This window comes from Mannheimia varigena (genome assembly GCF_013377235.1).
In the GTDB taxonomy this organism is placed as follows: Bacteria; Pseudomonadota; Gammaproteobacteria; order Enterobacterales; family Pasteurellaceae; genus Mannheimia; species Mannheimia varigena.
Genome location: NZ_CP016226.1, coordinates 2026097 through 2047667, shown reverse-complemented (window position 1 = coordinate 2047667; position 21571 = coordinate 2026097). Strand labels below are relative to the sequence as shown.

Genomic DNA, 21571 nt, shown 5'->3' with positions numbered 1-21571 from the left:
TTGCAAATGATTAGGAAAATAACGCAAATAACTCGCCGACTTTAATTCGGGAATCCGCTTTCTGCCCGATTGAACGCTGAACTTGCACTGATGTGATTTGGGCAGATTGATAAATCAGCCGAGTAAAATCAGTGTCGTGATTTGAAATCAATACAGGAATGCCCTGCTCTTTCACCTCTTGAGCAAGGTTTGCTAAGCGAGTTTGCTGTAACAAACTAAATCCCCCACCTGCGTATTGAGTAAAGTTAGTCTCTTGCAATAATGGAGCATAAGGTGGATCGCAATAGATAACACAATCTATCGCACTATTTTTTACCAGCTCAAATACCTGTTCAAAATCCGCACAAACAAAGGTCGCTTTTTGAGCTTTTTCTGCAAAAAACCGCAACTCATTTTCAGGGAAATAATGGGTTTTATAACGCCCAAACGGCACATTATAACCTTTTTTTTGGTTATAACGACATAATCCGTTATAACCAAAACGATTTAAATAGAGAAAAATAACCGAACGGCGAAAAATATCTTTTGAACGATTAAATTCCGCACGGCGTGCTTTATAAAAGGTTTCAGTATTCGCTTTTGGGTGTAGAAAAAGCAATTTTGTTTGAGCGATATAATGCTCAACATCTGCTTTTACCGTATTGAAAAGATTAATTAAATCAGGGTTAATATCGGCAAGGATATAGTGTTCAAAGTCAGTATTCAGAAACACCGAACCCGCACCGACAAAAGGCTCAACTAGACAAGCCTTTTTCGGCAAATGGGTTTGAATATCTGAAATAAGGCGATATTTACCGCCCGCCCATTTTAAAAAGGCTCGGTGTTTAGAATGACTCATTTAAATTTTTAACGCTGGGTGAAACGTTCAATAGATGCCAGCACTTGTTCTTCGGTTGCTCTTGCTGAGACATAAGCTTGACCAAGTGATTTCAGTAAAATCAAACGTAATTGCCCACCTAATACTTTTTTATCTCGCCACATATACGGCAAGTACTCCAACGGCTCCATACCATCCGGCGAAATAGTAGGTAGGTTTGCTCTCGCCAGTAATTTTTCTAAACGAGCTACATCTTCCACATTCAAATCACCTAAAATGTGCGACAAAGCAGCCGCCTCAAGCATACCAACAGAAACAGCTTCGCCGTGTAGCCATACACCATAACCCATACGAGCTTCAATAGCATGTCCGAAAGTATGTCCAAGATTGAGCAATGCACGATCACCTTTTTCAGTTTCATCACGAGCAACAACATCCGCTTTTAATTGGCAACAACGCTGAATGCAATATTCTAACTCATCTTGTTTTAAACTTACTAAGTCATCAATGTGGCTCTCTAGCCATTCAAAAAACGCAATATCAAAAATTGCCCCATATTTGATGACTTCTGCCAAACCCGCACTCACTTCTCTTTTTGGTAAAGTAGAAAGCGTGTTGGTATCGACAATAACCGAAACAGGCTGATAGAAAGCGCCAATCATATTTTTGCCAAGTGGATGATTAACTGCAGTTTTTCCGCCAACAGAAGAGTCCACCTGTGCTAATAACGTAGTTGGAATTTGGATAAAACGAATACCACGTTGATAAGAAGCTGCAGCATATCCTGCTACATCGCCAATGACACCACCGCCTAAAGCAATTAAAGTGCTATCACGATTATGATTTTTATCTAACAACGCCGTAAAAATCAGGTTTAATGAATCCAAGTTTTTATGTTCTTCACCATCAGGAATTAGCACCGAATCTACTTGGCAGCCTAATTTAGTTAAAGTGCAAGTAACAGTTTCGAGATAATGAAAAGCAACAGTTGGGTTGGAAACAATCATCACTTTATCGCCTGCTTTTAACGGCGAATAACTTGCTGCCTGAGCAAGTATTCCCTCTCCAATAATAATTGGGTAGCGGCGTTCTTTTAATTCCACATTAACCTGTAACATTTCTCGCTCCTTAGCTTATATAGGGCTTAATTAGGGTTTCCTATGCGACTAAATTATCCATCATATCAATGATTTGATTTGCAACTACTTTTGCACTTTGCTCATCAGTGTGGATAGTAATATCTGCAATTTCTTCATAAAGTGGATTACGAATTTTTGCAAGTTCTTCCAATACTTTGCGTGGATCTTCTGTTTGCAATAAAGGACGTTTTTTATCACGCTGCGTACGCTCAAATTGCTTATCAACCGTTGTTTCTAAGTAAATTACAATGCCACGAGCTGATAATACATTGCGGTTATCTTTCGATAAAATAGATCCCCCACCTGTTGAAAGCACAATACCGTGATTCTGTGTTAATTCGTTCAAGATACGTTCTTCACGCTTGCGAAAACCTGCTTCACCTTCAACATCAAAGATCCAATCAATATCCGCACCAGCTCTTTCTTCAATTACACTGTCAGAATCTAAAAATTCCATACCTAATGTTTGAGCAAGTTGTCGACCAATAGTGCTTTTTCCTGCTCCCATAGGCCCAATTAGAAAGATATTACGTTTTTCAGCCATTATTTCTTCTTCTATTATTAAAATTTATAAACATCTGATTTGTGAAATTAAAAGAAAAAACGACCGCTTGTCATACAAGCGGTCTGATTTCTTATAAAAATTGCAATAAAATCGGTTTATTGACTAAAGGTATATAAATAACTCACAAATCGCCCAAAATAAAATTGATCGTTATTATCGCAAAAAATATCCCTATTTATCAACTTTTAAGAACATATTCCTTGCAATTTTTAGAATAATTCCCCACTTTGCAACACACCTGGTGGTGGAAGTCCTAATCGAGCAGGAACAGTTTGTGTTGGCGATTTCTCAGTATAACCTCTTTCAACCACGTATCGTTTTGTTGGTTCTGTTCCTTTAATAAAGAACTCTTTACGTCCATTACCTAAGAAACCACTATTTGGATCAATTTTCACTTCAACAATGTTGCCTGGCACAACATCTTTTTGCACAGGTTTATCAGCAAGGGCTACTTTCATATAATTCACCCAAGCTGGTAACGCTGTTACTGAACCTGAAGCACCTTTACCAAGTTCACGTTTGTTATCATCGAAACCAACATAAACTACTGTCGCAATATCAGCACCAAAACCAGCATACCATGTTGCTTTAGAATTATTTGTTGTACCTGTTTTACCGCCCACATCAGCCCGCTTAATTGTATTAAGCATTCGGTAACTTGTGCCGCGCCAACCATATTCTGGCTCACCAGTCACAGCAGTAGCTAATGCACTACGCATTAAGAATGCTAATTCATTACTTATCACATGAGGAGCATAACGTAGTCCCTTAACATGATGAGAAGACTCTGCCATCAGGCTAGGAGCATTTTTCTCACTATTTTCAGCTTGTAATTCTGGCTCTGATTCTACGATATCCTCCACTACTTCTTCCTCAATACTATTCTGAGTAACTGGAGCTGTCGCTACTTGAGTTTCATCATGAATTTTTACTGAGTCAAAATATTTCGGCTCAGGATAAATCACAGGATTATCGCACACTGAACAAGATACTACAGGATTTGCTTGATACAGCTCATAGCCTTGGGCATCAATAATTCGGTCAATAATATAAGGTTCAATTAAATAACCACCATTATTAAATACCGCATATGCTCGAGCCATTTCAAGCGGAGTGAATGAAGCCGCTCCTAACGCAAGTGACTCTGTGGCGATATACTGGTTACGATTAAAGCCAAAACGTTGTAAATAATCAGCAGTATAATCGATGCCCGCCATTTGCAATACACGAATTGCGACCATATTTCTGGATTTACCTAATGCCACCCTTGCACGCGTTGGACCGCCATAAACACCGTCCGCATTTTTAGGTCGCCACTCTTTTTGCCCTTTCTTTTTAATCACAATTGGGCCATCACTAATGGTGGTAGAAAGGCTTAATCCCTTATTCATAGCTGCGGCATAAATAAAAGGCTTAATCGCCGAACCTACTTGTACTAAAGATTGAGTCGCACGGTTAAAGCGGCTCTGTTCAAAGCTAAAACCACCCACAATAGCTTCAATAGCCCCATTTTCACTATTAATTGACACTAACGCTGAATTAACTTCAGGCACTTGCCCTAAAGTCCACTCCTTGGCTTTATTTAGTCTAACCCAAATCTGTTCTCCAACCTTTAACCCTTTAGGCGCAAAAGACGCATTAACACGTTTTAATGTTGCAGGCTCCCCATTTGCTAATAAAAGCGTATATTTTGATTTATCTGTTTGCATAACCACAGCAGGGGTAAAGGGATCAGATTTTGGTAATTTACTTAAATGGTCGATAATTTTTTCATCATCCCAAGCATCATTTCCTGCCCATAATTTTTCAGCTCCACGCCAACCACGTCTGCGATCATAATCAATCAAATTTTCACGCAATGCATCTTGTGCAGCTTTTTGGTCTGCAGAAAGTACGGTTGCATAGACTTTTAAACCTTTGTTATAAGCAATGTTTTCACCATAACGTTTTACAATTTCTTGGCGAACCATCTCTGTAACATAATCAGCACGAAACTCTAATGCTGCACCATAGTAATTTGCTACAATTGGCTCAGCTTTCGCTTTTTCGTACTGTTGTTGAGTAATATCTTTAGTTTCAAGCATTCTACCCAAAACTACATTACGACGATCTTCTGCACGTTTTACCGAATAAAGTGGGTTCATTGTTGATGGTGCTTTTGGAAGCCCTGCAATAATTGCAATTTCCGAAAGCGTGAGATCTTTTAACGCTTTATTAAAATAGGTTTTAGCCGCTGCTGCTACACCATGCGAGCGATACCCTAAATAAATTTTGTTCAAATAAAGTTCTAAAATTTCATTTTTCGTCAAAACTTGTTCGATTTCTAATGCCAAAATAGCTTCTTTTGCTTTACGCTCAATACTACGCTCAGGCGTTAAGAAAAAGTTTTTTGCTAACTGTTGAGTAATGGTACTTGCCCCTTGTGTATCGCCCTGACTGGTACGCCACAATGCACGCATAATCCCTTTAGGGTCAATCCCTTTATGTTCATAGAAACGAGCATCTTCTGTTGCTAAAATTGCTTTTATCAACATTGGAGGAACATCCTCAAGTTTAACCGGAATACGGCGTTCTTCGCCCACTTCACCAATTAATTTACCATCTAAAGTAAAAATCTGCATTGGTTGTTGTAACTCAACATTTTTAAGTGTTGCAACATCAGGTAAGTCAGACTTGATATGCATATAAAGTAAACCACCGATTACCCCACCTAAAATTAACAGTGAAAGTAAAGCACTAAATATTATTTTTGCGATCCGCATCGAAAAAATCTCTTTTGGTTAATGACGAAATATAAATTTAAAGCCAATATTAAGTTGCTAAGTATAAGCGAAAACGCCCATTTAACCTAACTAAATTGCTATAAATTTTACTTATTGAACTCATTATGAAACTACTTAAACCACCAGTAAAAAAGCCTGTCTCGCCTACAGTTTTAGGCTTAAGTGAAAATGAACAATATTATTGCTTAGTCAAAAATCAAGCTGAAAAATTCAGTACTTTTTGGCAGCAAAAGAGTGAAGGATTAGAGATAGCTATTCAAAAAATCATCGCAGCAGAAACGGTAAATGAACCTTTTACCCTCGTTCGCACCATTCCTTACCAATATATCTGGCGAAAAACTATTTTTATCTCTAAAAAACTTGATGAAATCCAATTACATAGGCAAGTTATCCAAATTTTAAAAAATGAGCAACCACTTGCAATTGAATTACTCAATTTTGAGTATCAGCGATTGCCAAGCAGTAATAACAATCTCGATAAAATAACAATTTATGCATTAAATAAACACTATGCAGAAAGTTTAAATCAATTTAACAGCATTTTAGATTGCGAACTGCATTGTTATATTCGAGGTATTTTTCATTTAAATCCTCAACTTGATAATAACTTTCCCTGTTTTTCTTTTAAGCAAAAAACAGTTCAATTTACAGAAAGCGAACTACTATTTCCTCTGGTTGAACCTAAGAATTGTATTTATTTATCTGATATTTTAATTACCGATACCGATATGCAATCGGATGAATCAAAGCAACTTTATTATCTCGCACTTGGAGCAAGTTTATGGAATGGCAAGGCATTGATTTAAGCGGAAATAGAAAAAGTAAATGGGTATTTACTCACTATAAAAGCATCAAAAATATCGCTTATACATTTTTATTAATCAGCCTTATCAGCTTATGTTTGCTCTTTTATAGTGTTCAGAAAAAGAATGAAATTGAATCTCTTACACAGCAATTAGAGAAACTACAAGCAGATACTGTTGATTTTGAAAACAAAATTTCACACCTTAAAAATAACAATAACATTATTTTACCTTTTGCTGAAAATCAGAAAGTCGAACAGCTATTTACAATAATTCAGCATATCCCTTTAAAAAATGGAGGGATCGATGTAATACAGTTATATCAAGAAAAAGATCTTTATTTAAGAATAGGGGGTAATTTAAGTATAGAGGAAGATTTCAAAAAGCTAGAGCAATATTTATATCAAAAAGAATTTATTGAGACCAAAACAGAGCAAGTAAGTGTTAATCATAAAAATGAAATATCTTTTACATTCAACATAAAACATAAAGGAAACTAAGGTGATTTTAATTAAAAATAAGCTAGAAAATTTATATTTAAATCCGAATAGCACTATCTTCAAAGTAGTTAATTTCATTAGAAAAAACCAAAAAACAATACAAGCTTTTATGTTCTTCACTCTTATTCTTTTACCTATACTTTATATAATCAAAATTCACTTAGATATTAATCAGTTCTTAGAAAAGATAGGCAATCAAAATGTAAACCTTACTCATCAGAAAAATTTATACAACCAATTATTTGATAAGGTTAAATCTAAAAAAACAGAAAATAACTTAACAAATATTAATACTACAATACAAAAAATAGCTCAGAAACATCATCTTAATATTGATAATCTAAATTGGAATTTAGATCAAGGTAAAAGCATTGAATTAAAAATAACTGCTGATAGCCATTCATTGTTTAATTTTATTAACGATCTTAACCAAATTGGCTATTTAAAATATCACTTACTTACTCTAACTAAATCTACTGAAGATAGAAAAGTAGAACTTACGGCTACATTAGTGGTTTTAGCCAATAAGGAATAATATGCGTAACTATTTTTTCTCTTTTTTATTCATTAGTTTTAACGCTACGGCTGTCGATCCATTTTTTGGTGAACAGCCTCAGATGAAAAATGAACAGAATACCCTTGAAGTTCTACCTGAAATTGCAAAAAATTCGGAAAATTTAACCGCTTGCAAGACTTTCGAGCATAAAAACTCTCTCAATTTACTTACTGAATTTGAGAAATTAAAACTTATTGGCTTAGTTAAAATTAATGAAAATTCTACAGCCTTGTTTATCGATGAAAAAGAACAATTACTTGATTTCAAGGAAAACCAGTTCATTCAAAATCAAGAAATTGAGATAAAAAACATTAATTTAAAATCACTCACTTATATTAATTGGAAACTCACAAAAGATTGTCATTTTCCATATGAGATCACCATAAAACTATAGGGGTTAGTATGTTCAGAGTTTTTATTTATTTATTATTTAGCTCTTCACTAGCGTTGGCTGATACTATTTCTCTTGCAGTAAAAAATGCACCAACTTCACTTCTGCTTACTTATTTATCCGAAGAAATAGGGAAAAATATAGTATTAGAGGATGATATTCAAACTAAATCCACCTTAAGATTAGAAAATAAGTCTATTGAGGAGATATTCAAAACGATCAGTAAAGTAAATAAATTATCTTTTAGCCAAGAAAGTGATATTGTTTATATCAGTAAAAAAGAAGAAAAATTGGCTGATTTAAATTCAGCTCCAATAGCCCATTTGCAAAATAACGGACAAAATCCACCGCTTGTAACCACTCCAAAGTTGATGACTAAAACGATAAAGCTCAATTATGCGAAAGCCTCAGAAGTGATTGAATCTTTAACTAAAGGTAGTGGTACGTTTTTATCTGAGAATGGCTATATCCATTTCGATGAGCGAAGTAATAGCTTAATTATTAAAGATAGTGCGAAATCACTGCAAAATATTGAGCGATTAGTCAAAAAACTCGACCAACCTACAGAACAAATTGCGATTGAAGCTCGCATTGTTACTATCAGTAGCGAACATTTGCAAGAGCTGGGAGTGCGTTGGGGAATGTTTTCCAGAGGAGCTGATCACTATAAATTTGGCGGGCAACTTGAAGGTAATGGATTAAGTAATGTAGCTAATAATCTCAATGTGAATTTCCCTGTTGCGAATGGAGCTTCCGCCGTTTTACAAGTGGCTTCCATTAATAGCCGTGTGCTAGATTTGGAACTTAGTGCATTAGAGCAGGAAAACAGTGTGGAAATTATTGCCAGTCCTCGTCTTTTAACCACGAATAAAAAACCTGCAAGCATCAAGCAAGGCACAGAAATTCCTTATGTGATGTATAACACAAAATCAGAAGCAACCGATGTCGAATTTAAAGAAGCTGTGTTAGGATTGGAAGTTGTTCCTCATCTTTCTACTCAAAATCAAATTTTGCTGGATTTAGTCGTAACCCAAAACTCGCCGAACTCTCAATCCGGTAGTAGCGGTTTAATTACTATTGATAAGCAAGAACTCAACACACAAGTTTTTGCTAAACACGGGGAAACTATTGTATTAGGTGGAATTTTTCAATATTTAGCCCAAAAAGGGGAAGATAAAGTGCCTGTTTTAGGTTCAATTCCCTTTATTAAGCGTTTATTCAGCCAAACTAGAGATAAAATCAGCAAACGAGAACTCGTCATTTTCGTTACTCCCTACATTCTTCAATCAAACGAAAAAGTAAGCAGTACGAAAAAATCAAAATAGCGAAGATAAACGCAAGCAAAAATAGGGGAAGTGTGCTAGAATCAGCCGTCATTTTTTGTGTTATAGAATTAGAGGTTTTATGAAAGTTTCCCCACGTCGCCGTGCAAGAGAGTGTGCGGTTCAAGCCATTTATTCTTGGTATATCTCCAAAAATACGGTTGAAGAAGTGGAATTAGCATTTATTGCCGATCAAGATATGAAAGGCGTGGATATGCCTTATTTCCGCAAACTTTTTCGTGGCGTTGTAGATAATGTTGAAGCCATTGATGAAGCATTACGCCCTTATTTAGATCGTGCTGAAGACGATATCGATCCTATCGAGCGTTCTATTCTTCGCTTATCTGGCTATGAGCTTAAATTTGAAGATGATGTACCTTTCCGTGTTGTGATCAACGAAGGTATCGAAGTTGCAAAAGTGTTTGGCTCTGATGATAGCCACAAATACATCAACGGTATTTTAGACAAATTAGTACCCGTTCTCGGTAAGAAATAAAATACTCCCCAATTTTGTATGAAATTGGGGATTTTATTGATCTGAAGGATTAAGGAAATTTTATGGGTGAATTTGATATTATCGATCGTTACTTCAACGCCTCTCAACGCCCACCTCGTAAAGATGTGTTACTCTCTATTGGCGATGATTGTGCGGTAACTTCTCTCAAACCCAATCAACAACTAGCCATCACAACAGATACTTTAGTTTGTGGTACTCACTTTCTTCCAACTATTTCACCTGCTGATTTGGCATATAAAAGTGTGGCAGTTAATTTAAGCGATCTCGCCTCAATGGGGGCTGAACCGGCTTGGATCTCATTGGCTTTAACCTTACCTGAAATCGATCACGATTGGCTGGCTGAATTTAGTGAACATTTCTTTGATATTTTAGATCACTATAATGTTGATCTAATTGGTGGCGATACAACCAAAGGGCATTTATCTTTAACTCTTACCGCACAAGGCATTGTGCCACAAGATAAAGGGCTTTTTCGCCACAATGCTAAAATAGGTGATTGGATCTACATTTCCGGCACACTAGGCGATAGTGCGGCTGGTTTGCAATTATTACTTAAGCAGAAAACCGATAATCTCAACTGGAATAAAGATGAAAGCTATCTTATTCAACGCCATTTACGCCCAACGCCTCGTGTTTTACTAGGCTTAACCATAGCTTCTATTGCGAATGCAGCGATTGATGTTTCAGACGGTTTACTCTCTGATTTAGGGCACATTTTGAAACGTAGTAACTGCGGTGCAGCCTTAAATCTTGATGATTTACCACTTTCAGAACCGCTACTAAATTGTTACTCAAAAGAAGAAGCTGAACATTTCGCATTAAGTGGAGGAGAAGACTATGAACTTTGTTTTACTGTTCATAACGATAATAAGCAAAAACTCGAAAAAGCCCTCACGAACATAGGTGTGAACTATACGTGCATTGGGCAAATTCGCTCCGCCAAAGAAGGCTTAACCTTATTACGCAATAATGAAGTAGTTACATTGCCCGCTCAAAGAGGCTTCGATCATTTCAAAAAATAACAATTATGAAACCAATTAATCTTAAAAATCCTATCCATTTTCTCGCTTTTGGCTTTGGTTCCGGTTTATTAAAACCTGCCCCCGGCACTTGGGGCAGCCTAGCAGGTTTAATAGTTGCGATTATTTTATGGACAGCTACCCAATCCAGCATTTTCTTTGCTATTGTTACCCTAATTAGCTTTATTTCAGGATGCTATATTTGCCACAAAACCAGCCAAGATCTGAATGCTCACGATGATGGACGTATCGTTTGGGATGAAATCGTTGCCATCTTTTTAATGTTTACGTATCTACCTGAATATAATTTATTAGGTTATATATTGGCTTTTATCAGCTTCCGCATTTTCGATATTCTCAAACCATTCCCAATCCGCTATTTTGATGAAACATTAGAAGGTGGCTTAGGCATTATGTTTGATGATATTCTTGCTGCCATTTTCGCTCTTATTTCACTTCATCTTTTATATTATTTTACCTAATATGCTGACAATTTTATTTATTCACTTAGCAGGGCTAGTCAGCCCCGGCCCTGATTTCTTTTATGTCGTTAGACAATCTGCCAGCCATTCTATTAAAAAAGGCATTTTAGCGGCAATCGGCATTTCTATTGGCATTATTTTTTGGGCAAGTTTCGCCATTTTCGGGCTGGCTTGGCTAAGCAAAAGTATGGGCGAAATTTTCCAATATAGCATTATGTTAATTGGTGGCGGCTACCTTGTATATATCGGTTCAAAAATGGTAAGAGTAACTGAAAGTGTTAGGTTTAAAGAACAAAAAACTGAGCTAATACCGCTCAATAATTGTGAAGAAATTAAAAAAGGCTTATTAATCAATATTTTCAATGCGAAAGCAGGGGTTTACTTTACCAGCGTTGTTTCTGCTTATTTAAGTAATTTCACTCAAACATCACAAATGTTTGAACTACTCTTTTTATTTGTAATAAGCACATTGGCTTATTTCTGTCTGGTCGCTCTCCTCTTTTCTCGTCAGCCTATCAGACAATTCTACGCAAAGCATAGCCGCTATATTGATAACATCTCAGGCGTGATTTTTATCCTGTTTGGTTTTATGCTGATTTATGAAGGCTTTACTCATCTCATCAGATAACAAGCGGTTGTTTTTAGCAAAAAATTTGCAAATCAGGTAGAGAATAAATAGTGTTATTTTATACAGTTTCTGCTATGCTACTGCCAATTTTAACTTTCGGATAAAACAATGATAGGACGATTACACGGCAAAATTATTGAAAAGCAACCACCAGAAATTTTACTGGACGTACAAGGTGTGGGCTATGAATTACTTCTCCCAATGACGAGCTTCTACAGCTTGCCACAAGTAGGCGATGAAACCACTATTTTTACCCATTTAGTGGTGCGAGAAGATGCTCACTTACTCTTTGGCTTTGCCCAAAAACAAGATAGAGCCTTATTTCGTGAGCTAATTAAAACCAATGGTGTTGGTCCAAAACTTGCTCTTGCTATTCTTTCTGCAATGTCGGTTTCACAATTTGCGACAGCAATTGAAAATGAAGAATTAGTAAAACTCACTAAAATTCCGGGTATTGGCAGAAAAACAGCAGAACGTTTGCTTGTTGAGCTAAAAGGTAAATTTAAAGGCATTGCTCAAACTGATTTCTTTGTTGAAGTTTCACAGGATGACATTGTTGCAAGCAATACGCCAGATCCGGCAAATGAAGCCCTTGATGCCTTAATTGCCTTAGGTTATAAATCAACTGATGCAGAAAAAATGATCAAGAAAGTCAATAAAGCGGGGGCAACCAGTGAACAGCTCATTCGTGAGGCATTAAAAAATTCGTTATAAACAGTAAATTATGATTGAAGCAGATAGAATTATTAGTGCCTCGCCAAAGCGTGAGGAAGAAGTCATCGACCGTGCAATCCGCCCTAAATTGCTTGCCGATTATGTTGGGCAACCTTCCGTGCGTGATCAGATGGAGATCTTCATCAAAGCCGCCAAATTGCGTGATGAGGCTCTCGATCATTTACTGATTTTTGGTCCTCCCGGTTTAGGTAAAACTACCCTTGCTAATATTGTGGCAAATGAAATGGGCGTGAATATCCGCACGACTTCCGGACCTGTATTAGAAAAAGCTGGCGATTTAGCCGCAATGCTCACTAACCTTGAGCCTTATGATGTACTTTTCATTGATGAAATTCATCGCTTATCTCCCGCTATCGAGGAAGTGCTTTATCCTGCAATGGAAGATTATCAACTCGATATTATGATTGGTGAAGGTCCTGCCGCACGATCAATTAAACTTGATCTACCTCCCTTTACCTTAGTGGGGGCAACTACTCGTGCTGGATCACTCACCTCACCATTACGGGATCGTTTTGGCATTGTACAGCGGTTAGAATTTTATTCAGTGGACGATCTCACGTTAATTGTAAAACGCAGTGCGGACTGTCTTAATCTTAATTTATCCGCAGATGGAGCTTATGAAGTAGCTCGCCGCTCACGTGGTACACCTCGTATTGCTAACCGCCTACTTCGCCGTGTGCGAGATTACGCTGATGTTCGCAATAACGGCATTATTACGTCTGATATTGCAAAGCAAGCCTTAGCAATGCTTGATGTAGATTCTGAGGGCTTCGATTTTATGGACATCAAACTACTCCAAGCAATTGTAGAGCGTTTTGACGGTGGCCCTGTTGGTTTAGATAACCTTGCAGCAGCGATTGGCGAAGAGCGAGACACGATTGAAGATGTGTTAGAGCCTTACTTAATTCAACAAGGTTTTTTACAACGTACTCCTAGGGGGCGAATTGCCACTAATAGAACCTACGCACATTTAGGCATCACCAAAATTGATTAAAGTAATAGATATAAAAAGCGGATAGTCTCAAAACTATCCGCTTTCATTTGTAAAAAATGAGCTAATTTTAACCGCTTGTAGCTACGCTTTTTCTACTTCGAGTCGCTCAAAGGCTAATACTTTGCTTTCTAATTTTCTGAGTATTACTGTCATAATGCCTGTAATCACTAAATAGATCACACCAGCCATTCCGTAAATGGTTAGAGCATCATACTCCGTGCCATATAATTGGCGAGCGTAGCCCATAATATCCATAATCGTAATGGTTGAGGCAAGCGATGTACCTTTGAAAACTAATATAATTTCATTACTGTAAGATGGTAAAGCACGTTTTAACGCATAAGGAATTAAAATTTTAAGCGTATCTAAACGGCTTAAACCCAATGCCGCACAGGTTTCCCATTGCCCTTTTGGGATTGCTTTTACCGCACCGTGAAACAATAATGTCGTATATGCGGCACTGTTCAATGATAATGCCAATACGGCACAGAACCAAGCATCTGAAAACAATCCCCATACAGCACTTTGCGTGATCCACTCAAATTGTCCCGGTCCATAATAAATCAGGAAAAACTGAACTAACAATGGTGTACCTGTAAACAGTGTTAAGAAACTATTAACCACCCATTTTACCGGGCGATTTTCCATTGAAAGTAAAAAAGTGAGGCTTACTGCCAATATAAAACCAACAACCAATGCCACTGCCATTAAAGCAAGACTGGTTGGAATACCCTGTGCAATCACGCTCAAATATTCTTGCCACATATTATCTGCCTCCTCTTTCAAAACGAGTAAAACGCAATTCAAGACGGCGGATAAATACCTGGCTGATTAAGGTAATCGCTAAATAAATTAAGGCTGCTAAACCATACCAAGTGAACGGTTCGTGAGTACGAGTGTTAATCAAGTCAGTTTGACGCATTAAATCGTGAACACCGATAAGCGAAACCAATGCGGTATCCTTCAGTAATACTAACCATTGGTTACTCAACCCGGGTAAAGCGTGTCGCCATACTTGAGGCATCACAATATGAATAAAAGTATAACTGCGGCTTAAACCAAGAGCTGCTCCAGACTCCCACTGCCCAAGCGGAATAGCTTGAATTGCACCACGCAAACTTTGTGAAGCATAGGAAGCAAAAATGAATGAAAGTGCTACAACACCACAACCGAACGGTCCAACTTCAACATATTGCCCTGTCAGCAATTCCAATACTTCAGGCGTACCGAAATAGATCAAAAAGACAACCAGAATTTCCGGTAAGCCGCGTAGTAATGTTAAAAAAGTACTCGTTGCTTTACGCACAACAGCCCACTTACTTGTTTCTAAGGAAACAAAACCAATAGACAGCACAAAGCCAAGTAGTAAAGAACAAACCGCTAACCCTAAGGTCATTAGGGTTGCGGTGTAAATTAAGGGAAGATAATCAGTAAACATCAGATTATTTTGTCATCCATTTATCGTAGATTTTTTGGTATTCGCCATTCTCTTTAATCGCTTTAATACCTTTATTTAGGCTTTCAACTAACTCAGCTTTAGATTTGTTTACCGCAATACCTAAACCATTATTGAAGTATTTTTTATCGGTAATTTTTTCGCCAATAAAACCTAACTCAGGGTTTTTATCGAACATTTCTCTTACCACATCAGTATCACCAAAGATAATATCAATACGTCCATTTTTCAGGTCTAAAATAGCATCTTGTAAACTAGCATAAGATGACACTGAATACTGCTTCGCTTCATTTGCAATATATTGTTGGTAAGTGGTACCGTTCTGCACGCCCACTTTTTTCGCTGTTTCAAGCGTTAAACCTTTATCTTTTACCGCAATAAAGCTTGCAGAACTTTCATAATATGGCTCAGAGAATAACACCTGTTTTGCACGAGCTTCTGTGATATCAATTGCTGAAATTGCCGCATCAAAACCACCACGACCTTTCACTAAACTTGGGATTAATGAGTCAAACGACATACTTTTGAAGTGGCAAGTCGCATTAATTTCTTTACAAATCGCATTGGCGATATCCACATCAAAGCCGATAATTTCACCTTTCTCATTGGTTAATTCAAAAGGCGGGTAGCTTGGCTCCATTGCAAAAGTAATTTCTTGCTGTGCGTTTGCCATTGCAGAGGTGGCAATTAAAGTCGCTAAAAGTAATTTTTTCATTGTTGTGTTCCTTATTTTTATTAGGAGTGTGAAAGATAATTTGCAAACTCAGCGGTTTTTGGTTTCATAAAACAACTTGCATCGCCTTGTTCAATAATTGAACCTTTTTCCATATACACCACTTTCGTTGCTACTTTGCGAGCAACACCAACTTCGTGGGTTACAATCACTTGCGTGATGCCTGTTTGTTGAAGCTCTTTAATAATATCAACAACTTGAGCAGTAATTTCAGGGTCAAGAGCTGCAGTCGGTTCATCAAAAAGTAGTACTTGTGGCTGCATCATTAAGGCTCTTGCAATTGCCACACGCTGTTGCTGACCACCGGAAAGATGCAACGGAAAACGCTCTGCAAACTCGCCTAAACGTAAACGTGCCAAGTGTGTTTTCGCACGGCTTATTGCTTCTTCTTTGCTTAACCCAAGCACTTTCATTGGAGCTTCAATTAAGTTTTGCATTACTGTCAAATGTGGCCATAAGTGATATTGTTGAAATACCATTCCCACTTCACGGCGTAATAAACTTACTTCTTTACTATTTGTTTTCGCGGCTAAATCAAATTTATGATTTGCAATTGCTAATGTGCCGGATTGCGGCACTTCCATTAAATTTAATGTACGAATTAAGGTACTTTTACCTGCCCCACTTGGACCAAGCAAGACAACTGTGTCGCCTTTTTCAATCTCTAAATTAATGTCAAATAAGGCTTGGTTTGAGCCGTAAAAAAAATTGACATTTTGAATGCGAATTGCCATTCGTTAAAATCCTACTACACTTTAAAATAATGAATGAATAGTAATTATTCCTGCATAAATATGCAATAACTTTTTTATTTTATTGTAATTTTTTACTAAAAAATGACCGCTTGTCGAAGTTAAAAGAGTACAAGCGGTTCAATTTCTTCAGAATTTTGCAATTTATTGCGTTATAATCCGTTCAATAGAATTTTAAAATGCTTGATTGAATATGATTAAGACGCTTTTTTCCCTATTTTTAAGCCTGTTGATGATAGGCTCATCTCACGCAGGGCTTTTCTCTTCTAAACCTAAATTTTTAAAAGCGGAAGAAGCCTTTGTTTTTTCGTTAGAAAACCGCAATGAAAACCTGCTACTTAATTGGAACATTGCCGAAGATTATTATCTCTATAAAAAAGAGATCAAAATTACACCACAGAATATTGAACTTGGCGACATCAAATTCCCAGCGGCTGAGCAGTATAATGACGAATTTTTCGGGCAGGTTGAAATTTACCGAAACGAACTACAATTAGCCGTGCCGTTTAAAGACGTTAAAGATAATGCAGCTATTGAGGTGGTTTATCAAGGTTGTACCAAAGGTTTTTGCTACCCACCCGAACGATTAGAACTGAAATTCGATAGTATTCTTACCGCAAATCCTGAAGAACTGGCAGAACAAGCGGTTGAAAATAGCGAAAATTTTGCAAAATCAGAACAAGATAAACTTGCCGATAAGCTATCAAACAACCGCTTTTCGATTTTTTGGTTCTTTGTGCTTGGGTTAGGTTTGGCTTTCACGCCTTGCGTACTGCCAATGTTACCATTGCTTTCTGCCATTGTGATTGGCAATAAAGAACGCCCTTCTACCGCAAAAGCCCTATTGTTAAGCCTAGCCTATGTTCAAGGTATGGCTCTAACTTATACGTTACTTGGCTTAATTGTAGCGGCAATTGGTTTGCCATTCCAAGCCGCACTGCAAAGTCCACCTGTATTGATTAGTTTATCCATTGTTTTCATTTTACTTGCTTGCTCAATGTTTGGTTTGTATGAAATCAAACTACCAAATAGCTGGCAACAAAAACTGAATGCAATGAGCCAAAAACAGCAAGGTGGTGCATTTGGCAGCGTTTTTGTAATGGGTATGATCGCGGGATTAATTGCTTCCCCTTGCACTTCAGCCCCTCTTTCAGGTGCATTGCTTTATGTTGCTCAAAGTGGCGATTTATTAACCGGAGGATTAGCTCTTTACTTATTAGCATTAGGAATGGGGCTTCCGCTTATTCTTATTACACTATTTGGTAATAAAATTCTGCCGAAATCAGGCGAATGGTTGCTAAAAGTCAAAACTACATTTGGCTTTGTGATGCTTGCACTGCCTGTATTTTTATTAAGCCGCGTGTTGCCAAGCCACTATGAACCCTTTTTGTGGTCGGCACTTGCCGTTGCATTTTTGATTTGGTTATTAGAGACAATTCCATCTCATTCTATAATCAGAAAAATTATCAAAATCTTTTTACTCATTGCTTTAGCCTTTGCCGCTAAGCCTTGGACAGATCTAGTTTGGAATGGCTCTCAAATCGAGAAACAAAATACTCAACACTTAACGTTAGAGCAAATTCACTCACTTGCAGATTTAGAGGCAAAATTAACCGCTTCCAAAGGTAAAAAAGTGATGTTAGATCTCTACGCAGATTGGTGTGTTGCCTGTAAAGAATTTGAAAAATATACATTTACAGATATTAATGTTCAGCAAAAACTCAATGAGATGGTTGTTTTACAGATCGATCTCACCAAAAACTCCACAGAGAATATTGCATTTATGCAACATTTTAATGTATTAGGTTTACCTACAATCCTGTTTTTCGATGAAAATGGCAATGAATTAAGCCAATCCCGTGTAACCGGCTTTTTAGATCCAGAAAAATTTGTAAAGTGGTTGAATAATTTATTATGAAGAAGATTCAAAAAATGACAGAATATGAAAAATATATACTTCCATTTTATACAAAGGATATTTTAGGGAATTATATTTTTTCGGAAACATTAACCTTGGTTAGCTATAATGCAAGATTATTTTTCCTTACTGCTGGTCATTGTATTAATGATAACTATGACTATAAGAGGTATGGACTTTATCTTATAACAAAGAATGGAGAAGTGGATTTTTCAAAATATATTCAATATTTTTATCGAAGTAATAAATTAGATTTAATCATAATATTAGTCACTCTTTGTATTAGAGATCATTCCTATATAATGCTTGAGGCTAAACCATCAGAACAACTTAAAGAAGTAGATAATTTCTTTTGGGCTGGTTTTCCTCAAAAGAAAACAGAAAAAACCCAAATAAATAAAGATACTGATATTCAAAGTCTATTTACATCATATTATAAAACTCAACCACATGATGGACATCAAAAGCTTCGCTCATCTTTAAATCAATCTTTGGGTGCATTAATTAAGTTTAATAAGTATGATGGTTACTATATTAAAGGTTTACACGATCTTAAAAATGTCAGCTATTATTATGATGGATTCAAAGATAAAGGGTACTCTTTTAAAGGAATGAGCGGCGGTTGCTTTTTTAATTTTGACAGTGATAAATTTAGCGGTTCTCTCGAATATTATGATATATATCATAACACCCCTACTTTCTTTATAAATATAACAAATTTTAATTTTTTAGGAATTGGGATTGAGCATAAAAAAGGAAAAGACATTATAGGGATATGCAAAAATGCTATTATAGAAGAGTTTATGAATATAAAAGACGAAATAAAAAATAAAGCAAATAAAATCTCTATCACAGTAGGCAAGATATGAACTTAACTATAAACCAAGAAAACCATAAGATTGAAGATATTATTCGCATTTTTGATGAATGCTTCTCAGGCGAATACAACACTCGCTTGGAACGAGGTGGTGATTACCCAATCTACTTGCCGGCATTTTTAGATGAAGACGGCGTACCAAGCGAACGCTCATACAATGTCATTTTGTTTGCCCACGGCTACTACAGCAGTGCATTGCACGAAATTGCTCACTGGCTGGTTGCAGGCGAAGCACGCCGAAAACTAGAGGATTTCGGTTATTGGTATGAACCGGACGGTAGATCAGCCGAACGCCAACGTGAATTTGAGAGCGCGGAAATTAAGCCTCAAGCAATAGAATGGGTACTCGCGACCGCTGCTGGCTTCCGCTATTTTGCGAGTGCCGATAATCTCTCCGGCAACCCGGGCGATAATTCTGCATTCAAACAAGCAGTATATGCTCAAGTAAAAACTTACGCAGAACGAGGTTATCTCCCTAAACGAGCCGAAACCTTGCGTAAAGCATTATGTGCGTTTTATGGCACGCCTGATGTAATTGACTTAAAACAATTTAATATTGAACGAATTTAGTTGCAAAAATCTGAAAAAATATGACCGCTTGTAAACATTACAAGCGGTCTTTTTTGCAAAATTTACACACCAGACAATTTGCTAACATCATCTTCTAATTGATACTTCTCCCCCCATTTAATTTCAGCGTACACTTGTTACTTTTTCCTAGATTTATCGGATAAAAATAGTTATATTAGAGTACACTTGTTCACTGAAATTTAAAATTAAAAACAGAATGATGACATCTTTAGACTTCCACTTTATCAATCGTTTTCACCAACAAGCTCAGAGATTACCTCTACAACCCGCAGCTCGTTTTCTCCAAAATGGGAAATGGGTGGAGTTGAATTGGGTAACATTGCAAAAACATATTGATGAACTTTCTTATGCTTTGCTAGCTAGTGGTATTGGGGTGCAAGACAAAGTGGCTATTTTTGCACAAAATATGCCTCGTTGGACGATTGCTGATATCGGCACAATGCAAATTCGTGCCGTTAGCGTGCCAATTTATGCAACGAACACTGCCAAACAAGTTGAGTATATTTTAAACGATGCCGATATTAAAATTCTCTTTGTTGGCGATCAAGAACAATATGATATTGCTATTGAAATAGCGAACAAGTGTCCACTATTACAAAAAATAGTGGCAATGAAACAGTCTATTAAATTGCGTGATATCAAAATTGCTCAACATTGGCAAGATTTTATCAACGTATCGCCAAATGATACTGAATTGAATCAACGATTAAATGATAAACGTTTAGATGACCTATTCACGCTTATTTATACATCAGGCACAACAGGTGAACCAAAAGGGGTAATGCTAGATTATGCGAATTTAGCTTATCAGCTTCAGGCTCACGATAAAGCACTTCCGAACATCGATGAAAATGATGTATCGCTCTCATTTTTACCCCTTTCTCATATTTTTGAACGGGCTTGGGTCTATTATGTTCTACACCGAGGTGCTATAAACTGTTATTTGGAAGATCCCCATCAAGTTCGTGATGCTCTTACTGCACTAAAACCGACTTTAATGTGTGCTGTACCAAGATTCTATGAAAAAATTTATGCGGCAATATGGGATAAAGTAAATCAAGCTCCAAGCCACCGCCAAACCTTGTTTAATTGGGCTATTCGCTCGGCTCAATCCCATTTACTTGGTAAAAAAACAACTTTTTTAAACCGCTTGCAATACATCATTGCAGATAAATTGGTTTTATCCAAATTACGTTCTCTTCTCGGTGGAAAAATCCGTATGATGCCCTGCGGTGGTGCAACACTTGATCCTTCTATAGGTATTTTTTTCCAAAGTATTGGTATTAACATTAAACTTGGGTATGGTATGACTGAAACTACTGCCACAGTTTCCTGCTGGTCAGAGAACAATATCAATGTTCATTCAATTGGTGTCTTAATGCCTGGTACAGAAGTTAAAATCGGTGAAGAAAATGAGATTTTAGTACGAAGCGGAGCCGTTATGAGAGGATATTACAAAAAGCCTGAAGAAACCGCTAAGACTTTCACAGCAGATGGATTTTTGAAAACAGGGGATGCAGGAGAACTTGATGCTCAAGGTAATCTTTATATTACAGATAGAATTAAGGAGTTAATGAAAACCTCAAATGGCAAATATATTGCACCACAATATGTTGAAGGGAAAATTGGTAAAGATAAATTTATAGAACAAATTGCCATTATTGCTGATGCGAAAAAATATGTTTCTGCATTGATTGTCCCTTGCTTTGACAGCCTTGAGGAATACGCCAAGAAACTGAATATCCGCTATCAAGATCGCTTAGAGCTGATAAAAAATGCTGAAGTGGTTAAAATGTTCGAACAACGCATAAATGAATTGCAAAAAGATCTTGCGAGTTTTGAACAGATACAAAAATTTACCTTATTATCTCAAGCATTTACAACTAAAATGGAAGAAATTACACCTACCTTAAAACTAAGACGAAAAGTGATTTTGGAACGCTACAAAGAACAAATTGAGCAAATGTATAAATAGCACAACTCTTTGAGTTTT

23 protein-coding genes are annotated in these 21571 nt (G+C 36.9%); 15 read left to right on the top strand and 8 right to left on the bottom strand.

Annotated features, from left to right (window positions below; translation table 11 throughout):
- Nucleotides 1–10: 10 nt before the first annotated feature.
- From A6B40_RS09650 to A6B40_RS09635, 4 genes are all read right to left on the bottom strand, one after another.
- Nucleotides 11–838, bottom strand: a complete 828-nt coding sequence (locus A6B40_RS09650) for a Dam family site-specific DNA-(adenine-N6)-methyltransferase (protein ID WP_176672249.1) — start codon at nt 836–838, stop codon at nt 11–13.
- A gap of 8 nt (nt 839–846) precedes the next feature.
- Nucleotides 847–1935 carry a 3-dehydroquinate synthase gene (gene aroB / locus A6B40_RS09645; RefSeq protein WP_176672248.1) on the bottom strand — a complete coding sequence of 363 codons (1089 nt, stop codon included), beginning with the start codon at nt 1933–1935 and terminating at the stop codon, nt 847–849.
- A gap of 40 nt (nt 1936–1975) precedes the next feature.
- Nucleotides 1976–2500: a shikimate kinase AroK gene (gene aroK / locus A6B40_RS09640; protein WP_025216887.1), complete on the bottom strand. Its 525-nt coding sequence runs from the start codon at nt 2498–2500 to the stop codon at nt 1976–1978.
- A 230-nt stretch (nt 2501–2730) separates the two neighbouring features.
- The gene (locus A6B40_RS09635) at nt 2731–5283 is read right to left on the bottom strand and encodes a penicillin-binding protein 1A (RefSeq protein ID WP_176672247.1); all 2553 of its coding nucleotides are present in this window, start codon (nt 5281–5283) and stop codon (nt 2731–2733) included.
- A 125-nt stretch (nt 5284–5408) separates the two neighbouring features.
- On the opposite strand from A6B40_RS09635, the gene A6B40_RS09630 reads away from it, so the two are divergent.
- From A6B40_RS09630 to ruvB, 11 genes are all read left to right on the top strand, one after another.
- Nucleotides 5409–6110: a competence protein ComA gene (locus tag A6B40_RS09630; protein ID WP_176672246.1), complete on the top strand. Its 702-nt coding sequence runs from the start codon at nt 5409–5411 to the stop codon at nt 6108–6110.
- Nucleotides 6086–6607, top strand: a complete 522-nt coding sequence (locus A6B40_RS09625; protein ID WP_176672245.1) for a hypothetical protein — start codon at nt 6086–6088, stop codon at nt 6605–6607. Before A6B40_RS09630 ends, A6B40_RS09625 begins: the two co-directional genes overlap by 25 nt.
- Nucleotide 6608: 1 nt before the next feature.
- On the top strand, nt 6609–7142 hold the full coding sequence (locus A6B40_RS09620; RefSeq protein WP_176672244.1) for a hypothetical protein: 534 nt from the start codon (nt 6609–6611) through the stop codon (nt 7140–7142).
- Between the two features lies 1 nt (nt 7143).
- Nucleotides 7144–7557: a hypothetical protein gene (locus A6B40_RS09615; protein WP_176672243.1), complete on the top strand. Its 414-nt coding sequence runs from the start codon at nt 7144–7146 to the stop codon at nt 7555–7557.
- An 8-nt stretch (nt 7558–7565) separates the two neighbouring features.
- Entirely contained in the window at nt 7566–8879 is a 1314-nt protein-coding gene (gene pilQ, locus A6B40_RS09610; RefSeq protein ID WP_176672242.1) for a type IV pilus secretin PilQ, read from the top strand.
- Nucleotides 8880–8958: 79 nt separating this feature from the next.
- Complete coding sequence (nusB, locus tag A6B40_RS09605; protein WP_025216880.1) at nt 8959–9372, top strand: transcription antitermination factor NusB; 414 nt, start codon at nt 8959–8961, stop codon at nt 9370–9372.
- Nucleotides 9373–9434: 62 nt separating this feature from the next.
- Complete coding sequence (thiL, locus tag A6B40_RS09600) at nt 9435–10415, top strand: thiamine-phosphate kinase (RefSeq protein WP_025247433.1); 981 nt, start codon at nt 9435–9437, stop codon at nt 10413–10415.
- Nucleotides 10416–10420: 5 nt separating this feature from the next.
- Nucleotides 10421–10894 carry a phosphatidylglycerophosphatase A family protein gene (locus A6B40_RS09595; protein ID WP_176672241.1) on the top strand — a complete coding sequence of 158 codons (474 nt, stop codon included), beginning with the start codon at nt 10421–10423 and terminating at the stop codon, nt 10892–10894.
- A gap of 1 nt (nt 10895) precedes the next feature.
- Nucleotides 10896–11522 carry a LysE family transporter gene (locus A6B40_RS09590; RefSeq protein ID WP_176672240.1) on the top strand — a complete coding sequence of 209 codons (627 nt, stop codon included), beginning with the start codon at nt 10896–10898 and terminating at the stop codon, nt 11520–11522.
- Nucleotides 11523–11630: 108 nt separating this feature from the next.
- Nucleotides 11631–12236 carry a Holliday junction branch migration protein RuvA gene (gene ruvA, locus A6B40_RS09585; RefSeq protein WP_176672239.1) on the top strand — a complete coding sequence of 202 codons (606 nt, stop codon included), beginning with the start codon at nt 11631–11633 and terminating at the stop codon, nt 12234–12236.
- A gap of 10 nt (nt 12237–12246) precedes the next feature.
- Entirely contained in the window at nt 12247–13251 is a 1005-nt protein-coding gene (ruvB, locus tag A6B40_RS09580; RefSeq protein WP_176672238.1) for a Holliday junction branch migration DNA helicase RuvB, read from the top strand.
- 81 nt (nt 13252–13332) lie between these two features.
- On the opposite strand, the gene artM is transcribed toward ruvB, so the two are convergent.
- From artM to artP, 4 genes are read right to left on the bottom strand one after another with little or no spacing between them, the layout of a single operon-like run.
- On the bottom strand, nt 13333–14016 hold the full coding sequence (gene artM, locus A6B40_RS09575) for an arginine ABC transporter permease ArtM (protein ID WP_025216874.1): 684 nt from the start codon (nt 14014–14016) through the stop codon (nt 13333–13335).
- A 1-nt stretch (nt 14017) separates the two neighbouring features.
- Nucleotides 14018–14689, bottom strand: a complete 672-nt coding sequence (gene artQ, locus A6B40_RS09570; RefSeq protein WP_025216873.1) for an arginine ABC transporter permease ArtQ — start codon at nt 14687–14689, stop codon at nt 14018–14020.
- Nucleotides 14690–14693: 4 nt separating this feature from the next.
- The gene (locus A6B40_RS09565; RefSeq protein ID WP_025235488.1) at nt 14694–15422 is read right to left on the bottom strand and encodes a transporter substrate-binding domain-containing protein; all 729 of its coding nucleotides are present in this window, start codon (nt 15420–15422) and stop codon (nt 14694–14696) included.
- A 20-nt stretch (nt 15423–15442) separates the two neighbouring features.
- Entirely contained in the window at nt 15443–16174 is a 732-nt protein-coding gene (artP, locus tag A6B40_RS09560; protein ID WP_138317592.1) for an arginine ABC transporter ATP-binding protein ArtP, read from the bottom strand.
- A gap of 211 nt (nt 16175–16385) precedes the next feature.
- Here artP and A6B40_RS09555 point away from each other — a divergent pair, with 211 nt between their 5' ends.
- The 4 genes from A6B40_RS09555 to A6B40_RS09540 all read left to right on the top strand — a co-directional run bounded on the left by A6B40_RS09555 (nt 16386) and on the right by A6B40_RS09540 (nt 21553).
- Nucleotides 16386–18110 carry a protein-disulfide reductase DsbD gene (locus A6B40_RS09555; protein WP_176672237.1) on the top strand — a complete coding sequence of 575 codons (1725 nt, stop codon included), beginning with the start codon at nt 16386–16388 and terminating at the stop codon, nt 18108–18110.
- Between the two features lie 14 nt (nt 18111–18124).
- The gene (locus A6B40_RS09550; protein WP_176672236.1) at nt 18125–18979 is read left to right on the top strand and encodes a hypothetical protein; all 855 of its coding nucleotides are present in this window, start codon (nt 18125–18127) and stop codon (nt 18977–18979) included.
- A gap of 8 nt (nt 18980–18987) precedes the next feature.
- The gene (locus tag A6B40_RS09545) at nt 18988–19557 is read left to right on the top strand and encodes an elongation factor P hydroxylase (RefSeq protein WP_176672347.1); all 570 of its coding nucleotides are present in this window, start codon (nt 18988–18990) and stop codon (nt 19555–19557) included.
- Between the two features lie 220 nt (nt 19558–19777).
- Nucleotides 19778–21553: an AMP-dependent synthetase/ligase gene (locus A6B40_RS09540; protein ID WP_176672346.1), complete on the top strand. Its 1776-nt coding sequence runs from the start codon at nt 19778–19780 to the stop codon at nt 21551–21553.
- The last annotated feature ends 18 nt before the right edge of the window (nt 21554–21571 follow it).

What these genes read in the sequence shown, in the direction of transcription:
- A6B40_RS09555 (WP_176672237.1), top strand. Translation starts at nt 16,386, where the DNA reads ATGATTAAGACGCTTTTTTCCCTATTTTTAAGCCTGTTGATGATAGGC.
- thiL (WP_025247433.1), top strand. Translation starts at nt 9,435, where the DNA reads ATGGGTGAATTTGATATTATCGATCGTTACTTCAACGCCTCTCAACGC.
- artQ (WP_025216873.1), bottom strand. Translation starts at nt 14,689, where the DNA reads ATGTTTACTGATTATCTTCCCTTAATTTACACCGCAACCCTAATGACC.
- A6B40_RS09590 (WP_176672240.1), top strand. Translation starts at nt 10,896, where the DNA reads ATGCTGACAATTTTATTTATTCACTTAGCAGGGCTAGTCAGCCCCGGC.
- pilQ (WP_176672242.1), top strand. Translation starts at nt 7,566, where the DNA reads ATGTTCAGAGTTTTTATTTATTTATTATTTAGCTCTTCACTAGCGTTG.
- A6B40_RS09630 (WP_176672246.1), top strand. Translation starts at nt 5,409, where the DNA reads ATGAAACTACTTAAACCACCAGTAAAAAAGCCTGTCTCGCCTACAGTT.
- aroK (WP_025216887.1), bottom strand. Translation starts at nt 2,500, where the DNA reads ATGGCTGAAAAACGTAATATCTTTCTAATTGGGCCTATGGGAGCAGGA.
- A6B40_RS09550 (WP_176672236.1), top strand. Translation starts at nt 18,125, where the DNA reads ATGACAGAATATGAAAAATATATACTTCCATTTTATACAAAGGATATT.
- A6B40_RS09565 (WP_025235488.1), bottom strand. Translation starts at nt 15,422, where the DNA reads ATGAAAAAATTACTTTTAGCGACTTTAATTGCCACCTCTGCAATGGCA.
- nusB (WP_025216880.1), top strand. Translation starts at nt 8,959, where the DNA reads ATGAAAGTTTCCCCACGTCGCCGTGCAAGAGAGTGTGCGGTTCAAGCC.
- artM (WP_025216874.1), bottom strand. Translation starts at nt 14,016, where the DNA reads ATGTGGCAAGAATATTTGAGCGTGATTGCACAGGGTATTCCAACCAGT.
- A6B40_RS09625 (WP_176672245.1), top strand. Translation starts at nt 6,086, where the DNA reads ATGGAATGGCAAGGCATTGATTTAAGCGGAAATAGAAAAAGTAAATGG.
- aroB (WP_176672248.1), bottom strand. Translation starts at nt 1,935, where the DNA reads ATGTTACAGGTTAATGTGGAATTAAAAGAACGCCGCTACCCAATTATT.
- artP (WP_138317592.1), bottom strand. Translation starts at nt 16,174, where the DNA reads ATGGCAATTCGCATTCAAAATGTCAATTTTTTTTACGGCTCAAACCAA.
- A6B40_RS09635 (WP_176672247.1), bottom strand. Translation starts at nt 5,283, where the DNA reads ATGCGGATCGCAAAAATAATATTTAGTGCTTTACTTTCACTGTTAATT.
- ruvB (WP_176672238.1), top strand. Translation starts at nt 12,247, where the DNA reads ATGATTGAAGCAGATAGAATTATTAGTGCCTCGCCAAAGCGTGAGGAA.
- A6B40_RS09540 (WP_176672346.1), top strand. Translation starts at nt 19,778, where the DNA reads ATGACATCTTTAGACTTCCACTTTATCAATCGTTTTCACCAACAAGCT.
- A6B40_RS09595 (WP_176672241.1), top strand. Translation starts at nt 10,421, where the DNA reads ATGAAACCAATTAATCTTAAAAATCCTATCCATTTTCTCGCTTTTGGC.
- A6B40_RS09650 (WP_176672249.1), bottom strand. Translation starts at nt 838, where the DNA reads ATGAGTCATTCTAAACACCGAGCCTTTTTAAAATGGGCGGGCGGTAAA.
- A6B40_RS09615 (WP_176672243.1), top strand. Translation starts at nt 7,144, where the DNA reads ATGCGTAACTATTTTTTCTCTTTTTTATTCATTAGTTTTAACGCTACG.
- ruvA (WP_176672239.1), top strand. Translation starts at nt 11,631, where the DNA reads ATGATAGGACGATTACACGGCAAAATTATTGAAAAGCAACCACCAGAA.